Source organism: Mycobacterium sp. 050134, from assembly GCF_036409085.1.
Lineage (GTDB): Bacteria > Actinomycetota > Actinomycetes > Mycobacteriales > Mycobacteriaceae > Mycobacterium.
On record NZ_JAZGLV010000004.1, the window covers coordinates 103,440 to 128,692 of the forward strand.

At 66.9% G+C, this 25,253-nt stretch carries 28 protein-coding genes and 1 tRNA gene; 15 read left to right on the top strand and 14 right to left on the bottom strand.

Going from position 1 to position 25,253, the window contains the following annotated elements:
* Window positions 1–2: 2 nt before the first annotated feature.
* The 3 genes from SKC42_RS05965 to SKC42_RS05975 form a co-directional block, all read right to left on the bottom strand.
* Window positions 3–1,109, bottom strand: coding sequence for an NDMA-dependent alcohol dehydrogenase (locus SKC42_RS05965; RefSeq protein ID WP_330963378.1), 1,107 nt, complete (start codon window positions 1,107–1,109; stop codon window positions 3–5).
* Window positions 1,106–2,377, bottom strand: a complete 1,272-nt coding sequence (locus tag SKC42_RS05970; protein WP_330963379.1) for a cytochrome P450 — start codon at window positions 2,375–2,377, stop codon at window positions 1,106–1,108. Before SKC42_RS05970 ends, SKC42_RS05965 begins: the two co-directional genes overlap by 4 nt.
* A gap of 123 nt (window positions 2,378–2,500) precedes the next feature.
* Window positions 2,501–3,799: a sensor histidine kinase gene (locus SKC42_RS05975; protein ID WP_330963380.1), complete on the bottom strand. Its 1,299-nt coding sequence runs from the start codon at window positions 3,797–3,799 to the stop codon at window positions 2,501–2,503.
* 36 nt (window positions 3,800–3,835) lie between these two features.
* Between SKC42_RS05975 and SKC42_RS05980 the strand changes: the two genes are divergently transcribed.
* Complete coding sequence (locus SKC42_RS05980) at window positions 3,836–4,510, top strand: response regulator transcription factor (RefSeq protein ID WP_330963381.1); 675 nt, start codon at window positions 3,836–3,838, stop codon at window positions 4,508–4,510.
* Here the strand turns inward: SKC42_RS05980 and SKC42_RS05985 are convergent.
* Both SKC42_RS05985 and SKC42_RS05990 read right to left on the bottom strand, forming a co-directional pair.
* The gene (locus tag SKC42_RS05985; protein ID WP_330963382.1) at window positions 4,503–4,697 is read right to left on the bottom strand and encodes a ferredoxin; all 195 of its coding nucleotides are present in this window, start codon (window positions 4,695–4,697) and stop codon (window positions 4,503–4,505) included. The two genes, SKC42_RS05980 and SKC42_RS05985, sit on opposite strands and share 8 nt — an antisense overlap.
* An 83-nt stretch (window positions 4,698–4,780) precedes the next feature.
* On the bottom strand, window positions 4,781–5,737 hold the full coding sequence (locus tag SKC42_RS05990; protein ID WP_330963383.1) for an LLM class F420-dependent oxidoreductase: 957 nt from the start codon (window positions 5,735–5,737) through the stop codon (window positions 4,781–4,783).
* A gap of 80 nt (window positions 5,738–5,817) precedes the next feature.
* Between SKC42_RS05990 and SKC42_RS05995 the strand changes: the two genes are divergently transcribed.
* A complete protein-coding gene (locus SKC42_RS05995) occupies window positions 5,818–6,060 on the top strand; it encodes a hypothetical protein (RefSeq protein WP_330963384.1) in 243 nt (80 codons plus the stop codon).
* Complete coding sequence (locus SKC42_RS27685; RefSeq protein WP_442932007.1) at window positions 6,032–6,259, top strand: hypothetical protein; 228 nt, start codon at window positions 6,032–6,034, stop codon at window positions 6,257–6,259. The genes SKC42_RS05995 and SKC42_RS27685 overlap by 29 nt, the downstream gene beginning before the upstream one ends.
* Before the next feature lie 519 nt (window positions 6,260–6,778).
* Here SKC42_RS27685 and SKC42_RS06000 read toward each other — a convergent pair.
* Window positions 6,779–7,471, bottom strand: coding sequence for an MspA family porin (locus SKC42_RS06000; protein ID WP_330963583.1), 693 nt, complete (start codon window positions 7,469–7,471; stop codon window positions 6,779–6,781).
* 230 nt (window positions 7,472–7,701) lie between these two features.
* Here SKC42_RS06000 and SKC42_RS06005 point away from each other — a divergent pair, with 230 nt between their 5' ends.
* Window positions 7,702–7,944 (top strand): hypothetical protein, encoded by a 243-nt coding sequence (locus SKC42_RS06005; protein ID WP_330963385.1) that lies wholly within the window; start codon window positions 7,702–7,704, stop codon window positions 7,942–7,944.
* Window positions 7,945–8,048: 104 nt separating this feature from the next.
* Here the strand turns inward: SKC42_RS06005 and SKC42_RS06010 are convergent, their stop codons facing one another.
* The gene (locus SKC42_RS06010) at window positions 8,049–8,459 is read right to left on the bottom strand and encodes a DoxX family protein (protein WP_330963386.1); all 411 of its coding nucleotides are present in this window, start codon (window positions 8,457–8,459) and stop codon (window positions 8,049–8,051) included.
* 80 nt (window positions 8,460–8,539) lie between these two features.
* On the opposite strand from SKC42_RS06010, the gene SKC42_RS06015 reads away from it, so the two are divergent.
* Both SKC42_RS06015 and SKC42_RS06020 read left to right on the top strand, forming a co-directional pair.
* On the top strand, window positions 8,540–8,863 hold the full coding sequence (locus SKC42_RS06015; RefSeq protein ID WP_330963387.1) for a DMT family transporter: 324 nt from the start codon (window positions 8,540–8,542) through the stop codon (window positions 8,861–8,863).
* A 60-nt stretch (window positions 8,864–8,923) separates the two neighbouring features.
* Window positions 8,924–9,628: a C39 family peptidase gene (locus SKC42_RS06020; RefSeq protein WP_330963388.1), complete on the top strand. Its 705-nt coding sequence runs from the start codon at window positions 8,924–8,926 to the stop codon at window positions 9,626–9,628.
* Between the two features lie 96 nt (window positions 9,629–9,724).
* On the opposite strand, the gene SKC42_RS06025 is transcribed toward SKC42_RS06020, so the two are convergent.
* Entirely contained in the window at window positions 9,725–10,579 is an 855-nt protein-coding gene (locus tag SKC42_RS06025; protein ID WP_330963389.1) for an alpha/beta fold hydrolase, read from the bottom strand.
* Between the two features lie 211 nt (window positions 10,580–10,790).
* Between SKC42_RS06025 and SKC42_RS06030 the strand changes: the two genes are divergently transcribed.
* The 5 genes from SKC42_RS06030 (at window position 10,791) to SKC42_RS06050 (ending at window position 17,658) form a co-directional block, all read left to right on the top strand.
* Complete coding sequence (locus SKC42_RS06030) at window positions 10,791–13,304, top strand: glycogen/starch/alpha-glucan phosphorylase (RefSeq protein ID WP_442932009.1); 2,514 nt, start codon at window positions 10,791–10,793, stop codon at window positions 13,302–13,304.
* Window positions 13,305–13,396: 92 nt separating this feature from the next.
* A complete protein-coding gene (locus tag SKC42_RS06035) occupies window positions 13,397–13,669 on the top strand; it encodes a hypothetical protein (RefSeq protein WP_330963390.1) in 273 nt (90 codons plus the stop codon).
* Window positions 13,670–13,769: 100 nt separating this feature from the next.
* Window positions 13,770–14,195, top strand: a complete 426-nt coding sequence (locus tag SKC42_RS06040) for a hypothetical protein (RefSeq protein WP_330963391.1) — start codon at window positions 13,770–13,772, stop codon at window positions 14,193–14,195.
* 239 nt (window positions 14,196–14,434) lie between these two features.
* Window positions 14,435–14,833: an MmpS family transport accessory protein gene (locus SKC42_RS06045; RefSeq protein ID WP_330963585.1), complete on the top strand. Its 399-nt coding sequence runs from the start codon at window positions 14,435–14,437 to the stop codon at window positions 14,831–14,833.
* Between the two features lie 50 nt (window positions 14,834–14,883).
* Window positions 14,884–17,658: an MMPL/RND family transporter gene (locus tag SKC42_RS06050; protein ID WP_330963586.1), complete on the top strand. Its 2,775-nt coding sequence runs from the start codon at window positions 14,884–14,886 to the stop codon at window positions 17,656–17,658.
* Between the two features lie 5 nt (window positions 17,659–17,663).
* Here the strand turns inward: SKC42_RS06050 and SKC42_RS06055 are convergent, their stop codons facing one another.
* The 3 genes from SKC42_RS06055 to SKC42_RS06065 form a co-directional block, all read right to left on the bottom strand.
* Window positions 17,664–18,404: an SDR family NAD(P)-dependent oxidoreductase gene (locus SKC42_RS06055; RefSeq protein ID WP_330963392.1), complete on the bottom strand. Its 741-nt coding sequence runs from the start codon at window positions 18,402–18,404 to the stop codon at window positions 17,664–17,666.
* 15 nt (window positions 18,405–18,419) lie between these two features.
* Window positions 18,420–18,689, bottom strand: coding sequence for a hypothetical protein (locus SKC42_RS06060; RefSeq protein ID WP_330963393.1), 270 nt, complete (start codon window positions 18,687–18,689; stop codon window positions 18,420–18,422).
* A gap of 104 nt (window positions 18,690–18,793) precedes the next feature.
* Entirely contained in the window at window positions 18,794–18,988 is a 195-nt protein-coding gene (locus tag SKC42_RS06065) for a long chain fatty acid-CoA synthetase Faa4p (RefSeq protein WP_330963587.1), read from the bottom strand.
* 245 nt (window positions 18,989–19,233) lie between these two features.
* Here SKC42_RS06065 and SKC42_RS06070 point away from each other — a divergent pair, with 245 nt between their 5' ends.
* The 4 genes from SKC42_RS06070 to SKC42_RS06085 all read left to right on the top strand — a co-directional run bounded on the left by SKC42_RS06070 (window position 19,234) and on the right by SKC42_RS06085 (window position 21,563).
* Complete coding sequence (locus SKC42_RS06070) at window positions 19,234–19,560, top strand: hypothetical protein (RefSeq protein ID WP_330963394.1); 327 nt, start codon at window positions 19,234–19,236, stop codon at window positions 19,558–19,560.
* Between the two features lie 124 nt (window positions 19,561–19,684).
* Window positions 19,685–19,801: a hypothetical protein gene (locus SKC42_RS06075; RefSeq protein ID WP_330963395.1), complete on the top strand. Its 117-nt coding sequence runs from the start codon at window positions 19,685–19,687 to the stop codon at window positions 19,799–19,801.
* Between the two features lie 102 nt (window positions 19,802–19,903).
* Window positions 19,904–20,749 carry a mycofactocin-coupled SDR family oxidoreductase gene (locus SKC42_RS06080; protein WP_330963396.1) on the top strand — a complete coding sequence of 282 codons (846 nt, stop codon included), beginning with the start codon at window positions 19,904–19,906 and terminating at the stop codon, window positions 20,747–20,749.
* Window positions 20,750–20,786: 37 nt separating this feature from the next.
* Window positions 20,787–21,563 carry an SDR family NAD(P)-dependent oxidoreductase gene (locus SKC42_RS06085; RefSeq protein WP_330963397.1) on the top strand — a complete coding sequence of 259 codons (777 nt, stop codon included), beginning with the start codon at window positions 20,787–20,789 and terminating at the stop codon, window positions 21,561–21,563.
* Window positions 21,564–21,807: 244 nt separating this feature from the next.
* Here SKC42_RS06085 and SKC42_RS06090 read toward each other — a convergent pair whose 3' ends face one another.
* From SKC42_RS06090 to pgm, 3 genes are all read right to left on the bottom strand, one after another.
* Window positions 21,808–23,079, bottom strand: a complete 1,272-nt coding sequence (locus tag SKC42_RS06090) for an ATP-binding protein (RefSeq protein WP_330963398.1) — start codon at window positions 23,077–23,079, stop codon at window positions 21,808–21,810.
* A gap of 322 nt (window positions 23,080–23,401) precedes the next feature.
* A tRNA-Ala gene (locus SKC42_RS06095) sits at window positions 23,402–23,474 on the bottom strand.
* Window positions 23,475–23,619: 145 nt separating this feature from the next.
* Complete coding sequence (gene pgm, locus SKC42_RS06100) at window positions 23,620–25,248, bottom strand: phosphoglucomutase (alpha-D-glucose-1,6-bisphosphate-dependent) (protein WP_330963399.1); 1,629 nt, start codon at window positions 25,246–25,248, stop codon at window positions 23,620–23,622.
* Between the last annotated feature and the right edge of the window lie 5 nt (window positions 25,249–25,253).

Sequence of the window (25,253 nt, forward strand, 5' to 3'; positions counted from 1 at the left end):
GCTCAGAAGCGAATCAGCCCGCGCAGATTGACGCCTGCGTGCATGTCGGCGTAACCCTCATTGATGGCGTCGAGGGCGTACTCACGGGTGATGAGCTCGTCGAGCTTCAGCTGGCCGGTGTGGTAGAGGTCGAGCATCCGGGGGATGTCGTGGCGAGGATTCGACGATCCGAAAAGCGATCCGCGGACCTGCTTTTCGTACAGGGTCAAATCGAAGAGCGACATGTCGACGCGCGTGTCGGTGGGGTGCGGGATCGCGGTCATCACCACTCGGCCGCGCTTGCCCACCAGGCTCAGGGCCTGCGCCACGTGCGCGCCTTCGGCGGAATCGGTGCTGACCACGCAGACGTCGGCCATCCGGCCGCGGGTGAGGTCGGCGATCAGGGCTTGCGCCTCGTCGACCGTCGCCGCCGTGTGCGTCGCACCGAATTCCAGGGAGCGGCACCGTTTGTACTGCACGGGGTCGAGCGCGACGATGAACCGCGCCCCCGCGATCCGCGCCCCCTGCACCGCGTTCACACCGATCCCGCCGACACCCATCACCACCACGGCGTCGCCGTCGCCGGCCTCGCCGGTGTGCACCATGCTGCCGTAGCCGGTCGTCACGCCGCACCCGACAAGGGCCGCTGTGTCCAGTGCCGTGGACGGGTCGACCTTGATCACCGAGGCCAGTGGAACGACGGTGTACTCGGAGAACGTCCCCAGCACGCACATCTGGCCCAGCCCTTGCCCTTTGGCCTGGAATCGGAAAGTGCCGTCGAGTTGTGGCCCGGCGATGATGGCAGCGCCGAGCACGCACAGGTTGCTCATCCCGCGCGAACACGGTTCACACCGGCCGCATGCGGGGATAAAGCTCAACACCACCGAATCGCCCTCGGCGACTTCGGTGACGCCCGGGCCGACGTCCACGACGACGCCGGCGCCCTCGTGCCCGCCGACCACGGGCAACTGCATCGGCATGTCGCCGGTGATCAGGTGGTCGTCGGAGTGACACAGCCCGGCGGCGGCCACTTTGACCAGCACCTCGTTCTCCCTGGGGCCGTCCAGGTCGACCTCTTCGACTTCCCACTTCTGGTGCAGCCCCCAGAGCACCGCGGCCTTCGTCTTCATCGCTCCGGCGTCCAGGTCGCGGGCAGGCTGTTGACGCCGTTGATGAAGTTGGCCAGGGCGTAGTTGGGTTCGGGCGCCGCGATGTCGGGGATGCGCGTGTACACCTCGGTCAGCAACGCCTTGAGCATGGTTCGGGCGAGCGCCGCGCCCAGGCAGAAGTGCGGGCCACCGCCACCGAACGCGATGTGCGGGTTCGGGTTCCGCAGGATGTTGAATGTGTGCGGATCATCGAACACGTCCTCGTCGCGGTTGCCCGAGTAGTACCACAGCACCACCTTGTCGCCGGCCTTGATGTGCGCGTCGCGCACGGTAACGTCCTGGGTGGCCGTGCGGCGCATGTGCAGCAGCGGCGATCCCCAGCGCAGCACCTCCTCGACGGCGGTGCCGACCCTGCCTTCGACGTCCTCCACCAGCAGCGCGCGCTGGTCGGGAAACCTCGACAAGGCGGCGATGGCGTGGGCCGAGGCGTGCCGCGTGGTGTCGTTGGACGCGACGCCCATCAACACGAAGAACGCCTTCAGCTCGTCGTCGGTCATCCTCTTGCCGTCGAACTCGGCCTGCACCATCCAGGTCATCAGGTCGACACCGGGGTTGGCCCGCCGCTCCGGGATCAACACCGTCGCCACCTCGTGCAGGTCCAGGACGGCCCCCATGAAGAGCTCGAGTTCGCTCTGCTCGCCGCGGATGTTGGGATCCGTCCACCCCACCAGGCGCTGGGCGGCCGTGACGGCCTTGTCCCGCAGGTCGCCTTCCGGCAACCCGAAGAAGCTGCCGAAGATCCGGCCGGGCAGCTTGACCGACACGAGTTGCACGAAGTCGCCCTCGCCCAGGTGGGCCATCTCGGTCACCAGATCGTGGGCGTGGCCGCGGATCCAGCCCTCGAGCCGGCGCACGTTCTTGGGCTTGAAGGCCTCGGTCGTGATGCCGCGCAGCTGCGTGTGTCGGGGGGCGTCCATCGCGATGAACGACTGCGCGATCTCGACCGCTTCGGGCGCGAAGTCCTCCATCGTGATGCCCTGCGCCGAGGAGAAGATCTCCGGGTGGCGGCTCGCCCTCCGAATGTCCTCCTGCTTGGTCAGCGACCAGAATCCACGGGTGTTCAGTTCGGGCGGCAGAAGGTCCGACTCCGCGGGGCGGCTCCAGGGCACCGGGTTCTCGGCGCGCAGCACGGCGAAGGCGGCATCACGATCCTCCGGCGGCTTGGCCCAGAACGCGCGGGCGCTCAGGTCGATGTCTTTGTGGGTGGCGGCGGTCGTGGGTGCGGTCATCGGGATCCCTTTCTCGCGGACCGTGCTCAGCGCACGACCGGCGGCATCGCACCCATGCTGACCAGCGCGGTGGCCGCGCGGCACCGGCGCGCGTGCCAATCCCTGGCCTGCGCGGGCCAGCGGTCAGGCGACTGGTGCCCGGAAGGTGGCGGCCAGTCCGCCGCCGTCGCGTGCGGCGAACTCGACCCGGCCGCCCATCGCTTCAGCGATCTGCTGGACGATCCACAGACCCAGCCCGGAGGTGCCGCGCTGGCCGCCGAGGCTGACGTACTTGCTCGTCACCTCGCCGAGGTTCTCGGGTGGGATGCCCGGGCCGCGGTCGAGAACGCTGAGGACCAGCTCCTCGCCATCGCGTGCGCAGGTGACGTCGACGGGTTCGCCGCGGCCGTGCCGGGAGGCGTTCTCCAGCAGGTTGGTCGCGATGCGGCGCAGCCCCTGGGCGTTGACCGCCGCTCCGTCGACGTCACCGGCGACATGCAGCCGCAGCCGCGGCGGTGCGAGGCCGGCCGCGTCGGCGGCGGCGGCGATCAGGTCGGCCACCTCGACGCGGCGCACCCTGCCCGCCGAGAAGGTGGGCCGCCGGCTCAGCGCGACGTCGGACAGGGCGTCGACCATGTCGGCGAGGTGATGCACGTGGCGGGCCACCAGCCGCAGACTGGCGTCCCGGTCGGCGGCCGACATCGGGTGCGGCGAGGTGAGCGCTTCGGTCAGCGCCTCCAAAGACGTGACAGGCGTGCGGAATTCGTGCACCAGCACCTGCAGGCCGTCCTGCTGGGACTGGTAGGAACGCAGCAGGCGCGCCCGCAGATCGCGTTCCTCCGCCGCGGCGGCGTGCTCGGTCTCCGCCTCGACCAGCGCTCGCACGCGCGAGCGGTGTTCGCGTTCGGCCAGCGCCGACAGCCCGGCGGTGATGACCGCGACGAAGATGAGATACACCGCAGACCAACCCGCCTGCAGCGCCGGCGACTCCGTCACCGCGCGTTTCGGCGACGACGTGAGCGCGACCGGCACGTAGGCCGCGCCCAACAGGACCGCGACGAGCAAGGTCTCGTTGAAAGACAGCCGCGCCGCCGACGCGATGACCGCCAGCGCCAAAACCGCCACCACCGGGCTGTACACGCCTCCGCTCAGCGAGATGAGCGCCAGCGTGAAGGCGGAATCGAGGGCGGTCACCAACCACGAGTATCGGGTGCGGCGAACCTCCAACTGCGGATAAGCCATCAGTACCGCGCCGTAGACCATCGCCGCGACCAGGACGGCAATCGTGAGCGCCGCGTGCTCGCGGATCCAGTGCGGGCCGATCGCCAGCAGCACACCGATCGAGGCGACGACGGCGACTCGCACTGCGACGACGGTCCGGGCCAGCCCGTAGTCCTGGCCGTCGAACTCCTGATTGCCACGTGGCTGATCGAGCGGTCTCACCCGGCTGACCATAGGGTTGGGGCTAGCATCGCGGCAATGACCGGCTCGCCGTACGTCGTGGTGATCGTGGACGACCACGAGTTGTTCGCGCAGGGATTGGCGCTGCTGCTCACCCGCCAATGGGGCGAGTTGTTCACCATCGGCGGCCAGACGACGTACGTCGAGGAGGCCGCCGACCTGGTGGCCCGCTGCGACGCCGATGTCGCCATCATCGATCTGTCGATGCCCCCGCTGGGCGGGGTCGCCGCGATCCGCCACGTCAAGTCGCGCCATCCCAGGACCCGGATCCTCGCGCTGTCGGGAACCGACGACCTGGCGCTGGCCGAAGAGGCGCTGCGGGCCGGGGCTGACGGCTTCCTGCCGAAGACCGCGCGTCCCGAGGCGCTGGCGGGGCCGCTGTGGACGATCGCGGAAGGCTTGCGCGTGATCGACGGGGCCCTGCTCGACGCCCTGCTGAGGAACACGCGCAGACCGCCGTCCGAGCTACTCGACAGCCTCAGCGCCGCGGACATGCAGTTATGGACCCTACTGGCGACCGGGATGGAGACCGGCGACATCGCGCAGCGGATGCTGGTCTCCGAGCGGACCGCCAAGCGCATGGTCGCCGCCCTGCTACACAAGCTCGGCGTCGGCAATCGCATCGCCGCGGCCGCGTTGGCGGGCCGCTACCGACTGCTGGATGCCATCGCCGAAACCGGCCGGCTCAGTTGAGGATTCGTATCGCCTGGGCCGGACACATCGCGGCGGCCCGGAGCACGGCCTCCCGCTCCGCTTCGGGCGGTTCCGGGTTGAGCACCGTAACCCGCTCGGCGCCGTCGGGGATGTCGAACACGTCGGGGGCGGCCAACAGGCACTGGCCATGCCCCTCGCACAGGTCGTAGTCGACGGTGATCCGCATGGGCGCCAGTATCGGCGCCGGGCCGGGCGCATCGGGCGGTCCGCACGCGCCAGAGCTGGCCTGCCCGGGCCAGCTTGGCCGTCTCAGCCCCGCAGTTGGGGCAGCACGTCGCGCTGGTACGTCGCGAAGAAACCCTCGATGTCCGGGCCGACCTGCTGCACGTAGACCTCGTCGATGTCGGCGTCGAGGTACTTGCGCACCCTGGCGATGTGCGTGTCGGGCTCCGGCCCGCTGATGATGCTCTCACCGATCAGCTCGGGCGTCACGAGGGACATCAACGCGGCGAAGTCCTTCGGCCGCGGCAGGGTCTGCGCCGATTGACCGGGCAGCGCGTCGTTGGCCCACAACCGGTGCGCCGCCTCGAGGGCCGCGTCGGCGTCCTTGTCCCAGCTGACTTTAATCCCAGCCTGGACGGGCTTGTCCCCGCCGCCGGACTCCCGGAAGGTCTTCACCAAATCCGCCTCGGGCGTCACCAGGACGTACCCGTCGCCGAGGCGTCCGGCCAGCTCCGCGGCCTGGGGACCGAATCCCGAGACGTAGATGGGCAACGGCTGCTCGGGCCGCGTGTAGATGCGCGCTTCCTGCACCTCGTAGTGCTTCCCGTGGTGGCTCACCTCGCCGCCGCGGTGCAGCAGCCGGATGACCTCCACCGCCTCCTCCAGCATTTCCTGACGCACCGCCACCGACGGCCAAGGATCGCCCAGGATGTGTTCGTTGAGCGCCTCACCGCTGCCGACCCCGAGCACGAAGCGGCCGCCAAGCTGGACCGCCGCGGTGGCCGACGCCTGCGCGATGATCGCCGGGTGCGTCCTCATCGTGGGGCACGTGACGGCCGTGCTGACGGGCAGCGACGTAACTTGGGAGAGGGCACCGATGACGCCCCACACAAAGGGGCTCTGGCCCTGCTCGTCGTTCCAGGGATGAAAATGGTCGGAGATCCACAGCGCGTCGAACCCGGCCGCCTCCGCGCGCTTGGCCTGGTCGACGAGTTCCTTCGGGTTGTACTGCTCGCAGGACAGAAAGTATCCGATCTTGGTCATGGCGGTGGGCTACCCGCTGCGCACCGCGTCATGCATGCCGGAAACCGTTTACGTGCCGCGAATCCCGGGAACTCGTCTGCGTGTCCCAGGCCCCCGAGTTAGATCCCGAAACGTCGGCGGCGACCCAGTCCCCCTATCGCACAGATGGTTTCGCTGACCTGCGCAGCCTCGCGCCGATCGGCGACGGCCGCACGGTGGCGCTGGTCGCCGAGGGCGGCGCGATCGACTGGTTCCCGATCCCCGACACCTGGACTCGGGACCGGCTGCGACGCCTGGCGGCACCGCGACTCGGGCATGTGGGAGTTGCAGCGAGGCGCGCATGACACGTCGCCCAAACTCGTTTGCTGGCAGGCCCTTCGGAGCGCGATGTATCTCGCAGAGATCGGCCAAATCCCCGCGGATCCGCGTCGGTGGGCCGCCGGGGCGGAACGAATTCGCGACTGGGTGCAGCGGCAAGCTCGACGCATCGAGACTGCCGCACGCCGGCAGCGGCTTCGACCGCGGTCCCCCGGATGTTGGTGACCATTGACGCTGCGACGCGAATTGGGCTCTGGCCCATTGCTCTTCCGCTTTAACGGGGCGTGCGAGGACGAAGACGAGGGTGCGTTCGTCGCGTGTGCGTCCTGGGCCGTCTTGGCGCTGCATCACGTCGGCAGGACAGACGAGGCGCGCGATCTGCTGAAAGAGCTTGTCGGGCTCACCAATGACGTCGGTGTGCTGCCCGAGATGATCGCGGCGGATGACGGCGCGTTCATGGGCAACCTGGCGCAGGGCCTGAGTCGCTTTCGCCCTGATCGGCGCCGCGCTGGGCCTGGAGCCTCGAGAGAGGCCAGCGTGCCGGGCCCCGCCAGCGCCCCCTCAGTGGGGACCACCGCGCGAGTTGCCCGCCTCATAGCGACAACCGGTGGGGAGAAGATAGCGACTACCGGTGGGGAGAAGCCTGAGACGGCCAGGGTAAAGCCGACGCGCCAGCCGTCGGAGACCCCGCGGCCACCCCGGCGACGCCGGAGTCGCTGCGAGGCGGGCAAACCGCCGACCGCCTCACACGGCCTTGGTGATGCCGACGTAGGACAGCACCACGTCGGATTGGTCGGTCACACGGGTCAGCACCGCGTAGGAACGGACGAACGACTGTCCGACGCACCCGTCGATCTTGACGTGGAAGTTGCTGATCATGACCCAGGGGCTGGGACCTTTGAACTCCTTCTTGACCACCGGCACCACGATCACCAGGCCCGGCTTGAGCCCAACGGTGATCACCCCGTTGACAGGTGTGGAAATCAACGGCAGGACTCCTGGCGTCCCAACGAAGGCGCCGGTCAAGCCGAGACCCGGGGTGACGCCCGCGCTACCACCCAGGGTGACGCCATTCGACGTGCTCATATCGATTCCACACCCGATCTCGTAACCCACCTCGAGAGTGCCCCGAGGCGGTTCCGGACCGATCAACGAACCCACGTATATCCCGCTGGCGAGGTACTCGCGCGACGACAGTGCTGTGGTCAAGGGAGCCACGGGGACCTGTTGCTCGTCCTTTGCGCCAAGACCTAGGGTCCAACCGTCAGGGGTATTCAGCGTGACCGGGGGATTCGACACCAGCGGCACTTCGGCAGAGCGCGCTGCCGCGGGAGCAGCAGTGTCAGACTCGGGGTCCGCGACCGTTGACGGCGCCGTGGCGACTGAGACGGCAACACAGACGGCGGCAATCGCAGCGTGACGAACGACCGCGGCTATCGGTGTCACGCGGGAACCGTACCCACGCAACGATCCGAGTCGTGAAGTAACAGCGGGGAGTCATTCGGAGTTGTTGCGCATCCGTAATTGTTGCGCGATTTTGCCCCGAAAAATTGGTCAACGTCCGCCCGTCAATTCCTTCGACCCAAATGGGCCTAACCGCTCTCACCCGACTTACCGCTAAACTCATCGCTGTTGCAACATCACCTCATCTCCGGAAGGTGCTGTGAATGAAGCGTCACGCAGTCGCGCTAGGTGTTCTGGCGGGTCCGATCAGCGTGGTCTTTCTCGGCGGCGGTATCGGCATTGCGCACGGGGACCCGGAACCCGGCGAACCCGGGTCGCCGCTCATCGACCAGATCCTGACAGAGACCCCTGACCTGTTCGCTGACCCCCGCGATGAGGGAAGTCCCACGAATGCATGGGGCGGCGCCGGAATGTATTGCCAGAACATGTTCGTCCGGTGCCGATGATTACGTGATCACACGGCTGTCGGATAACCGATTTTCCGTTGATAAGCGCGGCGCATGCGCGCCAGACGATTGCGACCGATGAACGCGAAGCGATTAGCAGCGGCTCAGCGGCGGCCAATTCGGAAACTTCCCGCGCCGGTGAAGACCAACAGGAAGAATCCGAAGCAGAAGAGGATCGACGCCAGGCCGCCGTTGCCGACCGGTGGGTCACCGATGGGCCACAGCGCGCGGGGCTGGTGCATCCAGAAGTAAGCGACCGCCATTTCCCCCGAGGCGACGAACGCGGCGGCCCGCGTCCACAGTCCCGCGGCGACTAGGAGACCCGTAACCAACTCGATCAGGCCGGCGTACCACACGGGCCAGGCGCCGAACGGGACTGCTTGCTGCCACCGGTACGGCCAACCGAAGATCGTGATCGAACCGTGCGCGGCAAACAGCAAGCCGTAAACCACGCGGAACATGCAGAGGACCGCGGGCTCGTGCCTGTCCAGACGGCGGTTGAGGGGTTTCGTCATGGTGCCGAGATTACGGCGGCGGCGAGGCGGGCCCCCTCGCACGACTTCGCGCTAGATTGACGAGCCGACAAGGAGGCGCCGTGACGTATCTGTTCCTGCTGTGCGCGATCTTCGCCGAGGTGGCCGCCACCAGCATGCTAAAAAGCACCGACGGCTTCACCCGGCTGTGGCCGACCGTGGCCTGCCTGGTGGGCTACGCCATATCGTTCGCGCTGCTGGCGCTGTCGATCTCGCGCGGCATGCAAACGGACGTCGCCTACGCGCTGTGGTCGGCGATAGGTACCGCCGCCATCGTGTTGATCGCCGTGCTGTTCCTGGGTTCGTCGATATCCGTCACCAAGGTCATCGGTATCGGTCTGCTCATCGCCGGGGTGGTCACGCTGAACCTCGGCGGCGCGCATTAAGTAACAAATGGGTCCGCGCCGCAGATAGCCTCAGCGTCGGCTTGGAAGAAGGGCAGGCACATGATCGGCATCCGCATCGCCCGCTGCGTGGGCACCGCGGTCCTGGCCGGCGCGAGCGCACTGACCTTGGCCGTAAACACGGCGCAGGCCGCCCCCGACCCGCCAGCCGGTGAAGGCACGCTCTACGGCGACCCGGCGGCGGCCGCGCCGTTCTGGCGCTACCAGCAATACGACGACGACTGCGTGGAGATGTCGGTCGCGGACGTGGTCGGCGAACTGACCGGGCACCAGCCTTCCGAGCAGGCCATCGTCAAAGTCGCGCAAACGACGCCGAGCACGGTGCACCCAGGGCCGATCTACACCAAGCCCAAGAAGCGCAAGCCGGGCAGCGGTACGTCGTTCGAGGACGAACCGGCGCTGCTCGCGCACTACGGCATCCACGCCGTGGACACGGACACCGAAAGCGCCGCCAAGACCGGCGTCCCGACGGGCATGCGGGCGCTCCAAGGTGACCTGGCGGCGGGGCGCAAGGTGATCGTCGCCGTCAACGCCGAGATCATCTGGCGGGAACCGGTCGAGGACAAGTCCCCCGACGGTGAGCCGGAGTCCAACCACGCGGTGGTGGTCACCGGCGTCGACACCACGGCGGGGGTCGTCCACCTCAACGACAGTGGCAGCGAGGACGGGCGGGACGAACAGGTGCCGATCGACCTCTTTATCCGGTCGTGGGGCACGAGCGACGACGAGATGACGGTCACCGGATAGGGCCGCGCCAGCGGCGCCGAGCGTGGGGGGTATGCATAAAACGCCCACCCGCTTCTCGCCATGTCCCCCACGTTCACCGAAGCGAACCGAAGCGCGTCAGCCCCGCGCCTGCCCCAGCCCGGCGACGGGACGGAGGAGCAGATTCCGCAGGGCGTCGGTCACCTCGTCGGGACGTTCCTCCATGACGTAGTGGTCGGCTCCGCGCAGGCGAGTTAGCGTGGCCCCCGGGATCCGCTCGGCCAATTCCCGTGCGGTGCCGAACGGGATGTAGGGATCACGGTCACCCCAGATCACCGCGACCGGGCAGGCAATGGTCGAGAGTCGATCAGCCAGCCACGGAACGGCGGACACCGGGTAGTGGGCGAAGAACTCCCAATACGTTCGCTTGCCACGCGGCGTGTCCATCCAGCCCAGGTACTCGGCCTCCAACGCGTTGTCGAAGCAACCCTTGCGCCGGTAGCGGGCCAGGGCCCAGTGGTGCAGGGCGCCGAGCGGTACCCGCCGCGCCGCCGCGGACAACCGCCGGTCCCGCGCAATTCCGCTCTGCGCCAACGACACCCGGTAGAACCAGGGCCGGAAGATGCCGTGCGCGCGCGTGTTGAGCAGTGCGAGCCGCTGCACGCGTTCAGGGTGACCAACGGCGTATCCAAGCCCGATGAATCCGCCGTAATCGTGGGCACACAGGTTGAATCGTTGCCACCCCAGCCGCTGTACGAGTCGGTCCAGCCGTTGAACCTCGTCGTCATAGTTCGGCGGGGTGGCCGGTGGCTCGGAGCGGCCGAATCCGGGCCAGTCCGGCGCCACCACTTGGTAATCGGCGGCCAGCGCCGGGATCTGGTGGCGCCAGCACGATGCGCTCTGGGGGTAGCCGTGCAGCAACAGCACGGGGTCCCCGTCGCCGGCGGTCACGGCATGGACGCTGCGCCCATCGACCTCCAGGGTGGAATCCATCCGCGCAATCTATCCGCCTACCGTCGCCCGCTACCCCACCGTTCGAGACGCGTGCCGCACCGTTACGGCCGGCGTCGGCCCCCCATGTTGTCGCCCGGCTGTGAGCTCGCGTTAACGCAACCGACGTCAATTTCGCGCCTGGTGTGCAAACATCGCTGCCAGACTGACGGCCGGCGTCACGGTGCCGCCACGAGGTTGAGGGAGGACCACCATGACCGATGTCGACCAGACGCCCTCAGACGGAATGACCGCGGCCGGTCGCGATCAGGTGGAGCACTCCCGCACCGGGATGAGTGCGGACGCGCTGCGGCGCGCGATCACCGACCACCTGCGCTACTCGGTGGGCCGACCCGCCGCCGCGCTGCGGCCCGAGCACTACTACCGGGCGCTCGCGCTGGCCGTGCGCGACCGCATGCAGGACCGGCGCGTCGCGTCGACGCAGACCTCCCTGGACCTGGGGCGCAAGGTGGTCTGCTACCTGTCGGCCGAGTTCCTGATGGGACCGCAGCTCGGCAACAACCTGCTGAACCTCCGCATGGAGGAGGCCGCGAAGACGGCGCTGGCGGAGATGGGTCAGGACCTCGACGAGGTGCTGGCCTGTGAAGAGGAACCGGGACTGGGCAACGGTGGCCTCGGCCGACTCGCCGCGTGCTACCTCGACTCGCTGGCGACCCTCGAGCGCCCCGCGATCGGCTACGGCATCCGCTACGAGTTCGGCATCTTCGACCAGGAGATCCACGACGGCTGGCAAGTCGAGAAGACGGACAACTGGCTCGTCAACGGAAACCCTTGGGAGATCGCGAAACCCGACGTCAACTACCTGGTCAAGTGGGGCGGCTACGCCGAGCACTACACCGACGAAGCCGGCCAAGACCGGGTGCGTTGGGTGCCGGGACGGGTGCTCAAGGGCGTCGCCTACGACACACCCATCCAGGGCTACGGGGTCAACACGTGCAACGTGCTGACGTTGTGGAGCGCGCGGGCCGTCGAGTCGTTCGCGCTGGAGGCCTTCAACACCGGCGACTACTACAAGGCGGTCGAGGACGAGGTCACCTCCGAGACCGTCACCAAGGTGCTGTACCCGAACGACGAGCCCGAGGCGGGCAAGCGGCTGCGCCTGTTGCAGCAGTACTTCTTCGTGTCCTGCTCACTGCAGCACGTCCTGCACATCATGGACGACCTGGCGGACGTGTCGGTGCGGGAGCTGCCCGATCGATTCGCGCTGCAGCTCAACGACACTCACCCGTCCATCGCGGTCGCGGAGCTCATGCGGCTGCTGGTCGACGAGCGCGACCTCAAGTGGGAGGACGCGTGGGACATCACGGTCGCGACCTTCGGCTACACCAACCACACCCTGCTCCCCGAGGCGCTGGAGACCTGGCCGCTGGAGATGTTCGCCGAGTCGCTGCCGCGCCACCTCGCGATCATCTACGAGATCAACCGCCGGTTCCTCGACGAGGTGCACGAGAAGTTCCCCGGTGACGGCGACCGCCTGCGCCGGATGTCGATCATCGGCGAAGACGGCAACAAGAACGTTCGGATGGCGCATCTCGCCACCGTCGGCAGCCACGCCATCAACGGCGTCGCCGCCCTGCACTCGGAGCTGCTGAAAACCAGCGTCCTGCACGACTTCTACGAGATGTGGCCGGAGCGCTTCAGCAACAAGACCAACGGCGTGACGCCGCGCCGCTTCCTCGCGCTGGCCAATCCCGGCCTGCGGGGCCTGCTGGACCGCACCATCGGGGACGGCTGGCTCTCCGACCTGGACCGCCTCCGGGGCCTCGAACGGTTCGTCGACGACGCGTCGTTCCGGGACCAGTGGCGTGAGGTCAAGCGCGGCAACAAGGCGCGGCTGGCCGACTACATCCGGTCGGCGGCGGGCGTCGAGCTGAACCCCGACTGGCTGTTCGATATTCAGGTCAAGCGGCTGCACGAATACAAGCGCCAGCACCTCAACGTGCTGCACGTCGTCGCGCTGTACAACCGGCTCAAGCGCGATCCCGCACTGACCGTTCCCGAGCGCGCGTTCATCTTCGGCGGCAAGGCCGCGCCCGGTTACTTCATGGCGAAACGAATCATCAAGCTGATCAACGCCGTTGGGGAAACCGTCAACGCCGACCCAGACGTCAACCGGTTCCTGCGGGTGGTTTACGTACCGAACTTCAACGTGCAGAACGCGCAGCTGATCTACCCCGCCGCCGACCTGTCCGAGCAGATCTCCACCGCGGGTAAGGAGGCGTCGGGCACCGGGAACATGAAGTTCATGATCAACGGCGCCCTGACCATCGGCACGCTCGACGGGGCCAATGTCGAGATGCGCGAGGAGGTCGGGCCGGAGAACTTCTTCCTCTTCGGCCTGACCGAGCAGGAGGTCCAGGACGTCAAGGCGCGGGGTTACTGCCCGGCCGACTGGATCGACGGCGACGAGGAGCTGCGCACCGCGCTCGAGCTGATCGCCGGCGGAACGTTCTCCCACGGCGACACCGAGGTGTTCCAGCCGCTGGTCGACAACCTGCGCTACGACGACCCCTTCCTAGTGTGCGCCGACTTCGCCTCCTACCTCGAGTGCCAGGGACGGGTCAGCGCCGCGTGGCAGGACCGGGAGGCGTGGACGAAGATGTCCATCCTGAACACGGCGCGCAGCGGGAAATTCTCGTCCGACCGGGCCATCGCCCAGTACTGCGACGAGATCTGGAACGTCTGGCCGCTGACCGTCAACACCTGAGCGGTCCCCCTGCGCCTGCCGTGTCATCGCCCACCCGACGCCACGGGCTTTACACTGGGCCGGCAGGGCACGCGAGGCGAAGGTGAACCACGTTGAGGAGCACGAGAATCGCCGCCGGCGCATTCGTCGGGCTGGCGTTGCTGTTCGGGTCGGGCATCGCCCACGCCGACAGCGGCCAGGAAAAGCAGGCATGTCAGCTGATGGACGACCCGGCCGGCAGGGAATCCGGTTACGCCCCAGCCGAATACGCCTTCATGATGCTGCGCGCCAAGATGTCGGCCGAGGATGCGCGAAACATCATGTCCCAGGCGGCCTACGACTTCTGCCCCAACCACATCGTCGACCTGCCGGCCGGCTGGCGATGACGTTGGCGCGCAGCTGAGGCGTTACTACGAGGGTCGGGAAACGACCCTTTTTGGGGTAGCGTTGCCAGGAGTCTTCGGTGCATCGAGCGAAGGACCAGCTATGTCCACGCCCTTATTCGGTCTTCTGACCATCGTCGCCCTCGCGCTGGCGGTGCTGTTTGCCACCGTCGCCACGATCTTCGTGCGGCGGATGGAGAGGCGGACGACGTTACCGATCAGCGAAGAAATCGGGAGCGCAAAAACGGTGATCCGGAAAGTGCGGAAGCGCGAGCCGCTGTCCCACGACGAGTTGATCTACGCGAAGCAACTCACCGCCGACCGGGGTTCCCTGCTGGCGCTCTGCATCCCCGGCGCCCTGTTCATGCTGGGCTGCTACTTCGTGTTCGGCAGCCTCTTCCACCTGCACGGCGCGACACCCTCCGAGCGCACCTTCCTCGGGGTGATCCCCATGCTGACCTCCACGAACCTGGCCCGTGCCGTGCTGAGCAGCGCGCGGCTGAAGCGGCGTGTTGCCAGGATGTCCTGATCCCAGGCGTCTGGCGCGGGTCACCGGCAGGTGGCCGCGCCGTAGGCCTTCGCGGTCGCATTCGGGCCGGGCTGCGGCTAGTGTTTGCACGATCATCTGCAAATTGGGCACATGAGCGTCTACTATCTGCATGGGCATGACGCGGCGGGGGGCGAGAACACGATGTGCGGACCGGACTCTTGAGAGGTGATCGAATGAGCAGTCGTTCGGTCGGCAGGAAGGTCTTGGAGCGAGGCTGGATGCCGCTGGTCGCCGTCGTCGCGGTCGGAGTGGGCCTGTTGTGCATGTACAAGGTGCACCAGTTCTCCCAACCCGAGCCCGTCATCACGGTCAACGGCCCGCAGGCCCCCGACGAGTTCAACGTCAAACGAATCACCTATGAGGTGTTCGGCGCGGCCGGCGAGGGCGGCAAGCTCGTCTACATCGACATCGACGGCCACCCCCACCAGGTGGACATCACGAGGCTGCCGTGGTCCCACACCGAGACCACCACCCTCACGGTGGCATCCGGAAGCATCTCGGTGCATGTCCGCGGCGGACAGGTGAGTTGCCGGATGCTGGTCGACGGCGTCGTCCGCGACGAACAATCGGACGACCACCCGGACGCCGACGTCGAGTGCCGGGTGAAGTCCGCGTGAGCGAGCATCGCCTCGACGAGCCGAGGCCGAAAAGGCCCTTCATCCCCAGGATGGTCCGCGCTCTCGCGATACCGATCATCTTGTTCTGGGCCCTTCTCGCGGTCACCACGAACACGTTCATGCCGCAGGTGGAACGGGTCGCGGAAGAGTTGGCCGGGCCGATGGTGCCGCACTACGCGCCCTCCCAGCGGGCCCTGCTACACATCGGCGAAAAGTTCCACGAATCCAACTCCACCAACCTGACGATGGTGGTGTTCGAGGCGAACCGCCCGCTGGGCGACGCCGACCACCGGTACTACGACGACCTGATGCGCCGCCTCGAGCGCGACACGAAACACGTGCAGTACGTGATGGACCTGTGGGGTAAGCCGTTCACCGCGGCCGGGGCGCAGAGCGTGGACGGCAAGTGCACTTATGTGCTCCTTCGTCTCGCCGGCGACATCGGCCAGATACAGGCCAACGAGTCCGTGGATGCCGTGCGCGACATCATCAACAAGGACACGCCACCACCGGGCCTCAAGGTCTACGTCAGTGGCGCGGCCCCGCTGGCCTCGGACACGCTCTCCATCGCCAATGCCAGCCTGAACAACGTCACGATCGTCACGATCGTCCTCATCGTCGTGATGCTGCTGCTGGTGTACCGCGCGCCGTCCACCCTGTTGGTGCCGTTGCTCGGGGTGCTGATCGAGATGCTCGTCGCCAAGGGTGTCGTCTCGACGCTCGGGCATTACGGCTACATCGAGCTCTCGTCGTTCGCCGTGAACATCGTGATCGCGCTGACCCTCGGCGCCGGAACGGATTACGGCATTTTCCTGATGGGCCGATATCACGAGGCGCGACAGGCGGGCGAAAGCCGGGAGGAGAGTTTCTACATCGCCTACAAGGGCGTCGCGCCCATCATCATCGGCTCGGGCCTGACCATCGCCGGCGCCTGTTACTGCCTGACGTTCGCGCGCCTGAATTATTTCCACACCATGGGGCCGGCCGTCGCGATCACCATGCTGTTCACGATCGCGGCCGCGATGACCCTGGGCCCGGCGGTCCTGACCGTCGGGAGCCTTTTCGGGATGTTCGACCCGAAAACCCCCACGCACGGGCGCCTGTACCGGCGCATCGGCGCGAGCGTGGTCCGTTGGCCGGTACCGATCCTGGTGGCCAGCTCCGCCGTCGTCATGGTCGGGGCGATCTTCGTACCCACCTACCGCCAGAATTACGACGACAGGCAGTACCAGCCGGCCAGTGCGCCCGCGAACCTCGGTTTCCAGGCGGCCGATCGGCACTTCCCCAAGAGCAAGCTGTTCTCCGAGATGCTCATGGTCGAAACCGATCATGACATGCGCAACTCGGCCGACTTCATCTCGCTGGACCGGGTCGCGAAGGCGCTGATCCGCCTGCACGGCGTCGCGATGGTGCAGGGCATGACCCGGCCCTTGGGCCGGGCGCTCGAGCACGCCAGCATTCCCTACCTGTTCACCACGCAAGGCAGCGGCAACGGCCAACAGCTGCCGTTCAACAGGGAACAGAACGCCAACACCGACGCGCAGGCCGACATTCAGTCGCACTCGGTCGCGGTCCTGCGCAAAGAGATCGGCTTCTTCCAGAAGGTGTCCGACGAACTGCACCAGACGGTGCTCACCGTCGAAGACCTGCAGCGGGTCGGCGACGACATCCGCGACGAGGTCTCCAACGTCGACGACTTTTTCCGCCCGATCAAGAGCTACTTCTATTGGGAGAGGCATTGTTTCGACATTCCCATCTGCTGGACGTTCCGCTCGCTGTTCGAGACGATCGATCAGGTCGACAAGCTGGCCGACGACATCGCCGCCGCGAAGGTGTCCCTCGAGGAAGTGGATAAGGCCTTCCCGCAGATCATCGCCCAGCTGAAGGCCACCGCCGACGACACCGAGGCGCTGCAGTCAAAGCTGGTCAACAGTTACGGGTCCGCCGATCTGCAAACCGTCCAGACGGAGCAGACTTTCGACGATCTGATCAACGTCGGCAACGACTTCGACAAGTCCCGCAGCGATGACTTCTTCTACATCCCGCACGAGGGCTTCGACAACGACGACGTCAAGACCGGCATGAAGCTGATGATGTCGCCGGACGGCAAGGCGGCCCGCTTCATCGTCACCCACGAGGGCGACGCGATGGGACCCGAGGGTGTGGAGCACGTCGAACAGTTCCCCGACGCGATCAAGACGATCCTCAAAGAGACCTCGCTGGCCGGCGCGCGCATCTACATCGGCGGTTCGGGCTCCAACGACAAGGACATCAAGGAATACGCGATGTCTGACCTCATGATCGCGGCGATCGCCGCCTTCGTGCTGATCTTCCTGATCATGATGTTCATCACGCGAAGTCTGGTGGCGGCGTTGGTGATTCCCGGGACGGTCGCATTCTCGTACGCGGGCGCGTTCGGGCTCTCGATACTGGTCTGGCAGCACCTCATCGGCCTGCACCTGCATTGGCTGGTGCTACCGCTGACCTTCATCATCCTGGTGGCGGTCGGGTCGGACTACAACCTGCTGCTGATCAACCGCGTCAAAGAGGAGCTGCACGGCGGCATCCACACCGGACTGATCCGCGCGCTCGGCAGCACCGGTGGCGTGGTGACGTCCGCGGGTCTGGTATTCGCGTTCACGATGCTGGCCATGCTCACCAGCGATCTGCGCACCATCGGCCAGGTCGGTTCCACCGTGTGCATCGGCCTGCTGCTCGACACGCTGATCGTGCGGTCGTTCGTGGTGCCGTCCATCCTGCGGATCCTCGGCCCGTGGTTCTGGTGGCCGACGCTGGTGCGTGCCCGCCCGCTGCGGCAGGCATAACGCGCTTAGCCGGCGCCCTTGCCGTTGTCGACGCGATAGACGGCCCCGTGCACGGCCGCCGCGGCATCGCTGGCGAGAAAGGCGATCACGTTGGCGACGTCGAGCGGCTTCATCATGCCGCGCGGCGAGGCCGTCCGCATGATCAGGTCGTAGTTCGGGTTGTCCGGCGCGGTGAAGTGTTCGATCTGTGGCGTGAGCATGCCGCCGGGACAGACGGCGTTGACCCGCAGGCGATCCGCGGTGTATTCCACCGCCAGGGCGCGGGTAAGCCCGATCAACCCATGCTTGGCGGCGCAATAGCCGGCGGAGTAGGCCTGGCCTTCGACGCCCGCGATGGAGCTGACGTTGACAATGTTGCCGCCCCGGGCCAGCAGATGGGGCAGAGCGGCGCGGCACAGGTAGAACGGGCCGTTGAGGTTGACCGCGAGGTCCTGTGCCCAGTCGTCGTCAGTCATCGACTCGGTCCTGCGCATCTGGTGTCGCCCGGCGATATTGATCAGGATGTCCAGGCCGCCGAACTCGCCGACGCACCGCTCGACCGTGTCGCGGCAGGCCTGCGCCGAGGCGACGTCCACCGAGGCGTAGGAGCCACGTTCCACGTCGGCGAAGACGTCGGCGAGGCGTCCGCTATCCCTGCCGATGCCGAAAACCGTTGCGCCCTGCCGGGATAACAACCGGGCCGTGTCCGCGCCGAGGCCGGACGACGCGCCGGTCACCAGCGCGACCTTGTCCTGTAGTGCCGACACCGCCGTCCTCGTCGCTCAGTAGGGGCGCACCCGCGCGACGCCGCCGCGCAGCAGGCCGAGCGGCGCAACCACTTTCGGTCCCCAGAACCGCAGAGCGGGCTCGGAGCGAAGGTTTCGCCGCACGCGGCGCGCGGCCAGCAGCATCAGCAACGTGACCACGGCCCTGCCCACCGCGACCCGGCTCGTGCGCCTGTTCCAGGTCGACGGCGCCGAGGCCGACCGTTTGCCGAAGTAGTAGCCGGCGCACGTGGCGAGCACCAGAGCGGCGATTCCCGCGAGCACCATGGTGATCAGCGTTGTTGGTCACCGTCGCGATGGGGTCACGCCCGGGCCACACCTCGATCAATAAGCGTGGCGATCAATAAGCGCGGCGATCACCCCGGTTCGCGCTAGCCGATCTCGCTTGCGACGTACACGGCGACGTAACCGATGGGAATGCCGGTCCAGGTCGCGATGCATTCCCGTGCCTTGACCTCCACGGCCGCGCGGTGGCCGGCGCGGGCGGTCCTGCCGATCTCGGGGATGCGGATCATCCATCCGTCGTCATCGCGAGTGACCTCGATGTCGAAGCACTGGCCGACCATCGGACACTTCACGCGGGGAGCGGCACGTCGTGAACCGGTGCTGCGCAGCACCCGTGGGCGCAGCAGAGTGGGCTGAATGGGCATGGCTGCTTTCCTGAGTCGCGATCGAACCGCGGGCAAGATTAATGCGCTTCGAGGCGAAAACCTAATCGGCCGGTCGGGGCCCTTCCGCGGCGTCGGTTTCGCGCGCCTTAGTCCGGTGGGGGTTAGCGTTTGCTATCTCGAGGTCAACTCCGGGAGGTCTGATGCCGCGGATCCAGCAGTCGAGTTGGTGTTCCGGTGTGCTAGCCGTGGTGGTCGCCGGAGTCCGCCTTGTCAGTCCCCCCGCGCACGCGGACGGGAACTACGGGCCCGGCACCTATACGGTGCCCGGCCAACTGCCCCACGGCACGTACACCGCGCACGCCCTGCCGGGCGATTATTCGGCAGCGTGCAGCTTCAGCGCGTGGACCGGCGACTGGAAGCTGATCGTCGCCGACGGCGGGACCCAGACTGTCACCGCGGATCTCCGCGCTCCAAAGGTCGCAACGTTCGTCACCCACGGCTGCACGCCGTGGCAGAAGGTGGATTGACCCGGCCCAGCGGGAGCGGAGGCAGGGGGCTACCCCAAGCTCCCCTCTGCGTGCTTGCCGCCGAATCGCCGAGGTGGTCGTGATCAGCGGCGATGCATAACTCGCACCGCAACTTCGGCGGCCGATGCGGCGGCTGGGTGAGCCAGGGGTAGTCGCGAAGGCGATCATCTTCTTCGCGTTCGACGCGACGTACACCACCGGCACGGAGCTACTCGTCGACGGCGGCACGTCGGATTTGTGACCCTGAGCACTCGCCACATTCCGCGGAGCTCCAAGATGAGAGACGATCCGGTTGGAATTCGGCCACGACAAGGGCTGATCGACGTCTCTGGGAAAGGTCACCATGCAGAACGCCGTGGGCAGGGTCGCCGGCAAGGTCGCGCTCATCACGGGGGCGGCGCGCGGTCAAGGTCGGGAGCATGCGGTCCGACTCGCGGAGGAAGGCGCCGACATCATCGCGATAGACGTCTGCGCCGACATCGACGGCGTCAACTATCCGGGCGCCACGGAAGACGACCTCGACGAGACCGACGCGCTGGTTCGCAAGACGGGCCGGCGCATCGTGACCGCCCGGGCGGACGTGCGGGACCTCGAGGGCCTCCGCGCTGCCGTGCGGCGAGGGATCGATGAGCTGGGCCGGCCCGATGTCGTCGTTGCCAACGCCGGCATCAGCGGCAGTCCCGCACCGGCGGCCCTGATCAAGGAAGCGGCATGGCAGACAATGCTCGACATCAATCTCACCGGTGTCTGGCACACGATCAAGGTTTCGGTGCCGCACATGTCCGATGGCCGCGGCGGGTCGATCATCTTGGTGAGCTCGATGCTGGGCCTGCGCGGCGGCGGGTACATGGCGCACTACGCCGCCGCCAAGCACGGCGTCGTCGGCCTGATGAACTCCCTCGCCAACGAATTGGCGCCGCAACGGATTCGAGTGAATTCGATTCATCCCGGCAACGTCCTGACACCGATGATCGACAACGAGCAGTTCCGCCGGACCCTGAGGCCAGACCTTCCCGAGCCCACCATGGACGACGCGGCGCAGGTGATCGGCCAGTTCCACATGTTGCCGGTACCGGTGATCGAGGCGCGCGCAGTCAGTGACGCGGTGTTGTTCCTCGCCTCCGACGAGGCGCAATACATCACGGGTGCGGCTTTGCCCGTCGACGCCGGGGCGGTCGCAAAGTTCTGACGGGATGTCATTCCCCGTGCAGGCTAGGGTGTCCGCTGTGGATATCAACGGAGCTAGTGCAATCGTCACAGGCGGGGCGTCGGGCATCGGCGCGGCCACCGCGCGTCAGTTAGCCGACAAGGGCGCCCGGGTCGTCATCGCCGACTTGCAGGCCGAGCGCGGCCAGCAACTCGCCCACGAGATCGGCGGCGCGTTCGTCACCGTGGACGTCACCAATACGAGCCAGATCGAGGACGCCGTCAACACGGCGATGGACCTCGGGCCGCTACGGGCGCTGGTCAATTCGGCGGGCATCGGGTGGGCGCAACGGACCATCGGCAAGGACGGTGAATTCGCCTCCGCGCACGATCTCGACGCCTACCGGAAAGTGATCGCGATAAACCTGGTGGGCACGTTCGACTGCATCAGGCTGGCGGCCACCGCGATGAGCAGGCTCGATCCGACCGACACCGGTGAGCGCGGAGCGATCGTGAACATGACCAGTGTGGCGGCATTCGACGGGCAAATCGGTCAGGCGGCGTACTCGTCGTCGAAGGGCGGCGTGGTCGGGCTGACCCTGCCGGTCGCCCGGGACCTCTCCGCCGTGGGGATCCGGGTCAACACGGTGGCGCCCGGCCTCATCGACACACCCATCTACGGCGAGGGCGAACAGTCGGAAGCCTTCAAGGCCAAACTCGGCCAGTCGGTCCTGTTCCCGCACCGGCTCGGCCGGCCCGAAGAGCTGGCGTCGATGGTGATGGAACTGATCACCAACTCGTACATGAATGCCGAGGTGGTCCGCGTGGACGGTGGCATCCGGATGCCGCCGAAGTAGCCAGACCGCGCCGCGATCGGCCGTCTCTCCCGGTGGAGCTGAGGGGACTCGAACCCCTACTTTGACCAGGCACAATAAGCCGCAGATCGTCCTGTAGGGGACATCGTTCGGGCGGACTGTCGTCAGCATTGTCGCTAAAACTGTCGTCAGGGCACAACTGTCTCGTAGGGCAGCCAAGAACCATCGCCTGGACGGTACTGCCGCGGATTCGTTTTAATCGACGGTCGCCATTCATCGCGACCCGTCATGGGCCCAGCAGCGCTAGCGGGACCACACCGATACCGTCGGGGCGCCGGTAGGCGTTAGGCCCGGTATTGATGATGATCGCGTCGAGCAGGTCCGCGCGGAGACGGTCGGCCAGCCAACGCAAGTGCGCGGTATCCCGCTCTTCGACCGTTGCGGCCAGCTTCACCTCGACGGCGACCACTTTGCCATCGTCGCGCACCAACACCAGGTCTATTTCGTGGTCGCCGTTGCGCGTCCGGAGGTGACCGACAGTGGCCTCGGCGGCCTGCGCAGCAACGCGCACACAAAGTGTGACCAAGGACTCGAAGAGATGTCCGAGCATGCCACCAGCCTGCGGCCCGATCGGCCTGCCTTCACCGCCGAGAAGCCCATCTACGGACAAGCCAAGTAGACGGGCGGCCAAAGCCGGATCGGCTAGGTGATGCTTCGGCGATTGAGCCAAGCGCGCCAACGGGTTGCCCGCGGGCCCCCAAGCAGGCACCGGGTCCAGCAGCCATAGCTGAGTAAGCACGTCTCGGTAGGCGATAGTCGTTGAACGCGCCGGCTTGTCACTGACTCCAGCGGTGGCCGCGTCGAGCACTGCGGTGTAGCTGGCTGTCGTGGATGTGGCTGCCGCGTAGGCCCGCAACCACCCCAACATCGCCTCAGGCTTACGGACAGCGAGCCCCTGCTCGGGCACGTCTCGATCAACGGCATTGCGCAGATACGAATCAAGCTGAAACTTCAATGCCCGCGCACCGAGAGGCCGCATGCCCGGGAAACCCGAAGCCACGATCTCGTGCGCGTAATCGGCCAACCGAACGTCCGTCGTCCCGTCGAGCGGCAGCTTGCTGCCAGTCAGCAATCCGCCGAGATCGACGGTCGGTGACGCGATCCCCCGCTCCGACAGCGTCATGGGACGCATGCGCAGCCGCCCAATACGCCCCGCACCGGAGTGAGCCGTTGCCCCGTGGGGTGGTGTAGCGCTCCCGGCAAGCAGAAACTGGCCCCCAGTCGAGTCGTCGTCCACAGCACGGCGCACGACATCCCATACCTCGGGAACCGTCTGCCATTCGTCGATGAGAAGTGGCCGCGGTCGACTCAACAGCAGACCCGGGTCAGCATGCACCGCCTCACGGTTGGGCTTTGCATCCAGCCTCAGCAGGCCAACGACTCGCTGCTCGGCTGTCGTCGTCTTCCCAACTGCCTTCGGGCCGTCGATCGCGATCGCGGGTATCTGCCCGAAGAGCTCATCCAGCTCGTCGTCGATGATGCGCCTGGCGTATCGCATGGGCGAATCATACAATTAGCACGGTAAAAATCAGTCAGATAGCAGTAATCTAATCAGTCAATTAGCATAAGCGCCGCTCAACCCGACACCAAAACGTGGCTGGCCCAAACTCAGCGATCTGTCGTTGAACCTCCGACGCGAAGACAGCACAGAGCGTCCTCTTTAGACCGCCCCACGGCACCACGCCTCGGCGTGGAGACGCCCAAGACCAACCACAGTTCACGACGAAGTCCCACGGCTGTCGTCAAACTTCTACTGGACCAACCCAACAGCGAAACCGGAAAGCCCGCCTCAACCGAAGTCAGAGCGGGCTTCTCAAAAGTGGAGCTAAGGGGACTCGAACCCCTGACCCCCACACTGCCAGTGTGGTGCGCTACCAGCTGCGCCATAGCCCCAAGTCGTGCGAATCGAAGCTACACCACCGGCACCGGGCGTTCAAAACCGCTGGTGAGGAACCAACCCGACGAGGCGCTATCGCATGCGATATCCGCTTCGGGGAATCGGTCATGCCCCCCGGGGAGAGCGCGGGGACGGGCACGCTTACCCGATCACCTGGCCCACCACCTCGCGGGCGGTCCGCTGCACCTCGGCCAGGTGCTCGGGCCCCTTGAAGGACTCCGCGTAGATCTTGTAGACGTCCTCGGTGCCCGACGGACGCGCGGCGAACCAGGCGTTGGCCGTCGTCACCTTCAGCCCGCCCAGCGGCGCGCCGTTGCCCGGGGCGGCGGTCAGCTTCGCCACGATCGGCTCCCCCGCCAGCTCGGTGGCGGTCACCTGCTCGGGGGACAGCCTGGACAGTCGCGCCTTCTGGTCACGGTCGGCGGGCGCGTCGACCCGCGCGTAGTAGGGCGTGCCGTACTCGGCCGTCAGCTCCCGGTAGCGCTGCGACGGGCTCAGGCCGGTGACGGCCAGGATCTCGGAGGCCAGCAGCGCCAGGATGATGCCGTCCTTGTCGGTGGTCCACACCGAGCCGTCGCGGCGCAGGAACGACGCCCCCGCCGACTCCTCGCCGCCGAACCCGATGGTCCCGCCGATCAGGCCGTCGACGAACCACTTGAACCCGACCGGCACCTCGACGAGTTTGCGGTCGATCCCGGCGACCACTCGGTCGATGATCGAGGAACTGACCGCCGTCTTGCCGACGGCGATACCGGCCGGCCAGGACGGCCGATGGGTGTAGAGGTAGTCGATGGCCGCGGCCAGGTAGTGATTCGGATTCATCAGTCCCGCATCGGGAGTGACGATGCCGTGCCGGTCGGAGTCGGCGTCGTTGCCGGTGGCGATCTGGTAGACGTCGCGGTTGGCGATCAGCGAGGCCATTGCGTTCGGCGAGCTGCAGTCCATCCGGATCTTGCCGTCGTGGTCCAGCGTCATGAATCGCCACGTCGCGTCGACCAGCGGATTGACCACGGTCAGCTGCAGATTGTGCCGTTCACCGATCGCGGCCCAGTAGTCCACGCTGGCACCGCCGAGTGGATCGGCACCGATTCGCACCCCGGCCGCACGGATCGCATCGATATCGACCACGTTAGGCAGGTCGTCGACGTAGCTGCCCAGATAGTCGTGCCGCTGGACGGTCTGCAGCGCCCGGGCCAGCGGCACCCGCTGGACCCCCGACCCTTCACGCAGGATCTCGTTCGCGCGCTTGGCGATTGCGTTGGTGGCGTCGGTATCGGCGGGCCCCCCGGTGGGCGGGTTGTACTTGAAACCGCCGTCGGACGGCGGGTTGTGCGACGGCGTCACGACGATCCCGTCGGCCAGCGCGTCGGTGCGGCCGCGGTTGTAGGTGAGGATGGCGTGGCTGACCGCGGGTGTCGGCGTGTAGCGGTCCCGCGAGTCGACCACGGCCACTACGTCGTTGGCGGCCAGCACCTCGAGCGCCGACACCCACGCCGGCTCGGACAGGCCGTGCGTGTCGCGCCCGACGAACAACGGCCCGGTGGTGCCGTGCGCGACGCGGTATTCGGCGATCGCCTGGGTGATCGCGAGGATGTGGGCCTCGTTGAAGGCGCCGCCCAGCGCCGAGCCGCGGTGCCCCGAGGTCCCGAACACCACCTGCTGAGCGACGTCGTCCGGATCCGGTTGGATCGAGTAATAGGACGTGACGAGGTGGGGCAGGTCGACGAGGTCTTCGGGCTGGGCCGGCTGACCGGCACGGGGGTGGGCCATAGCTA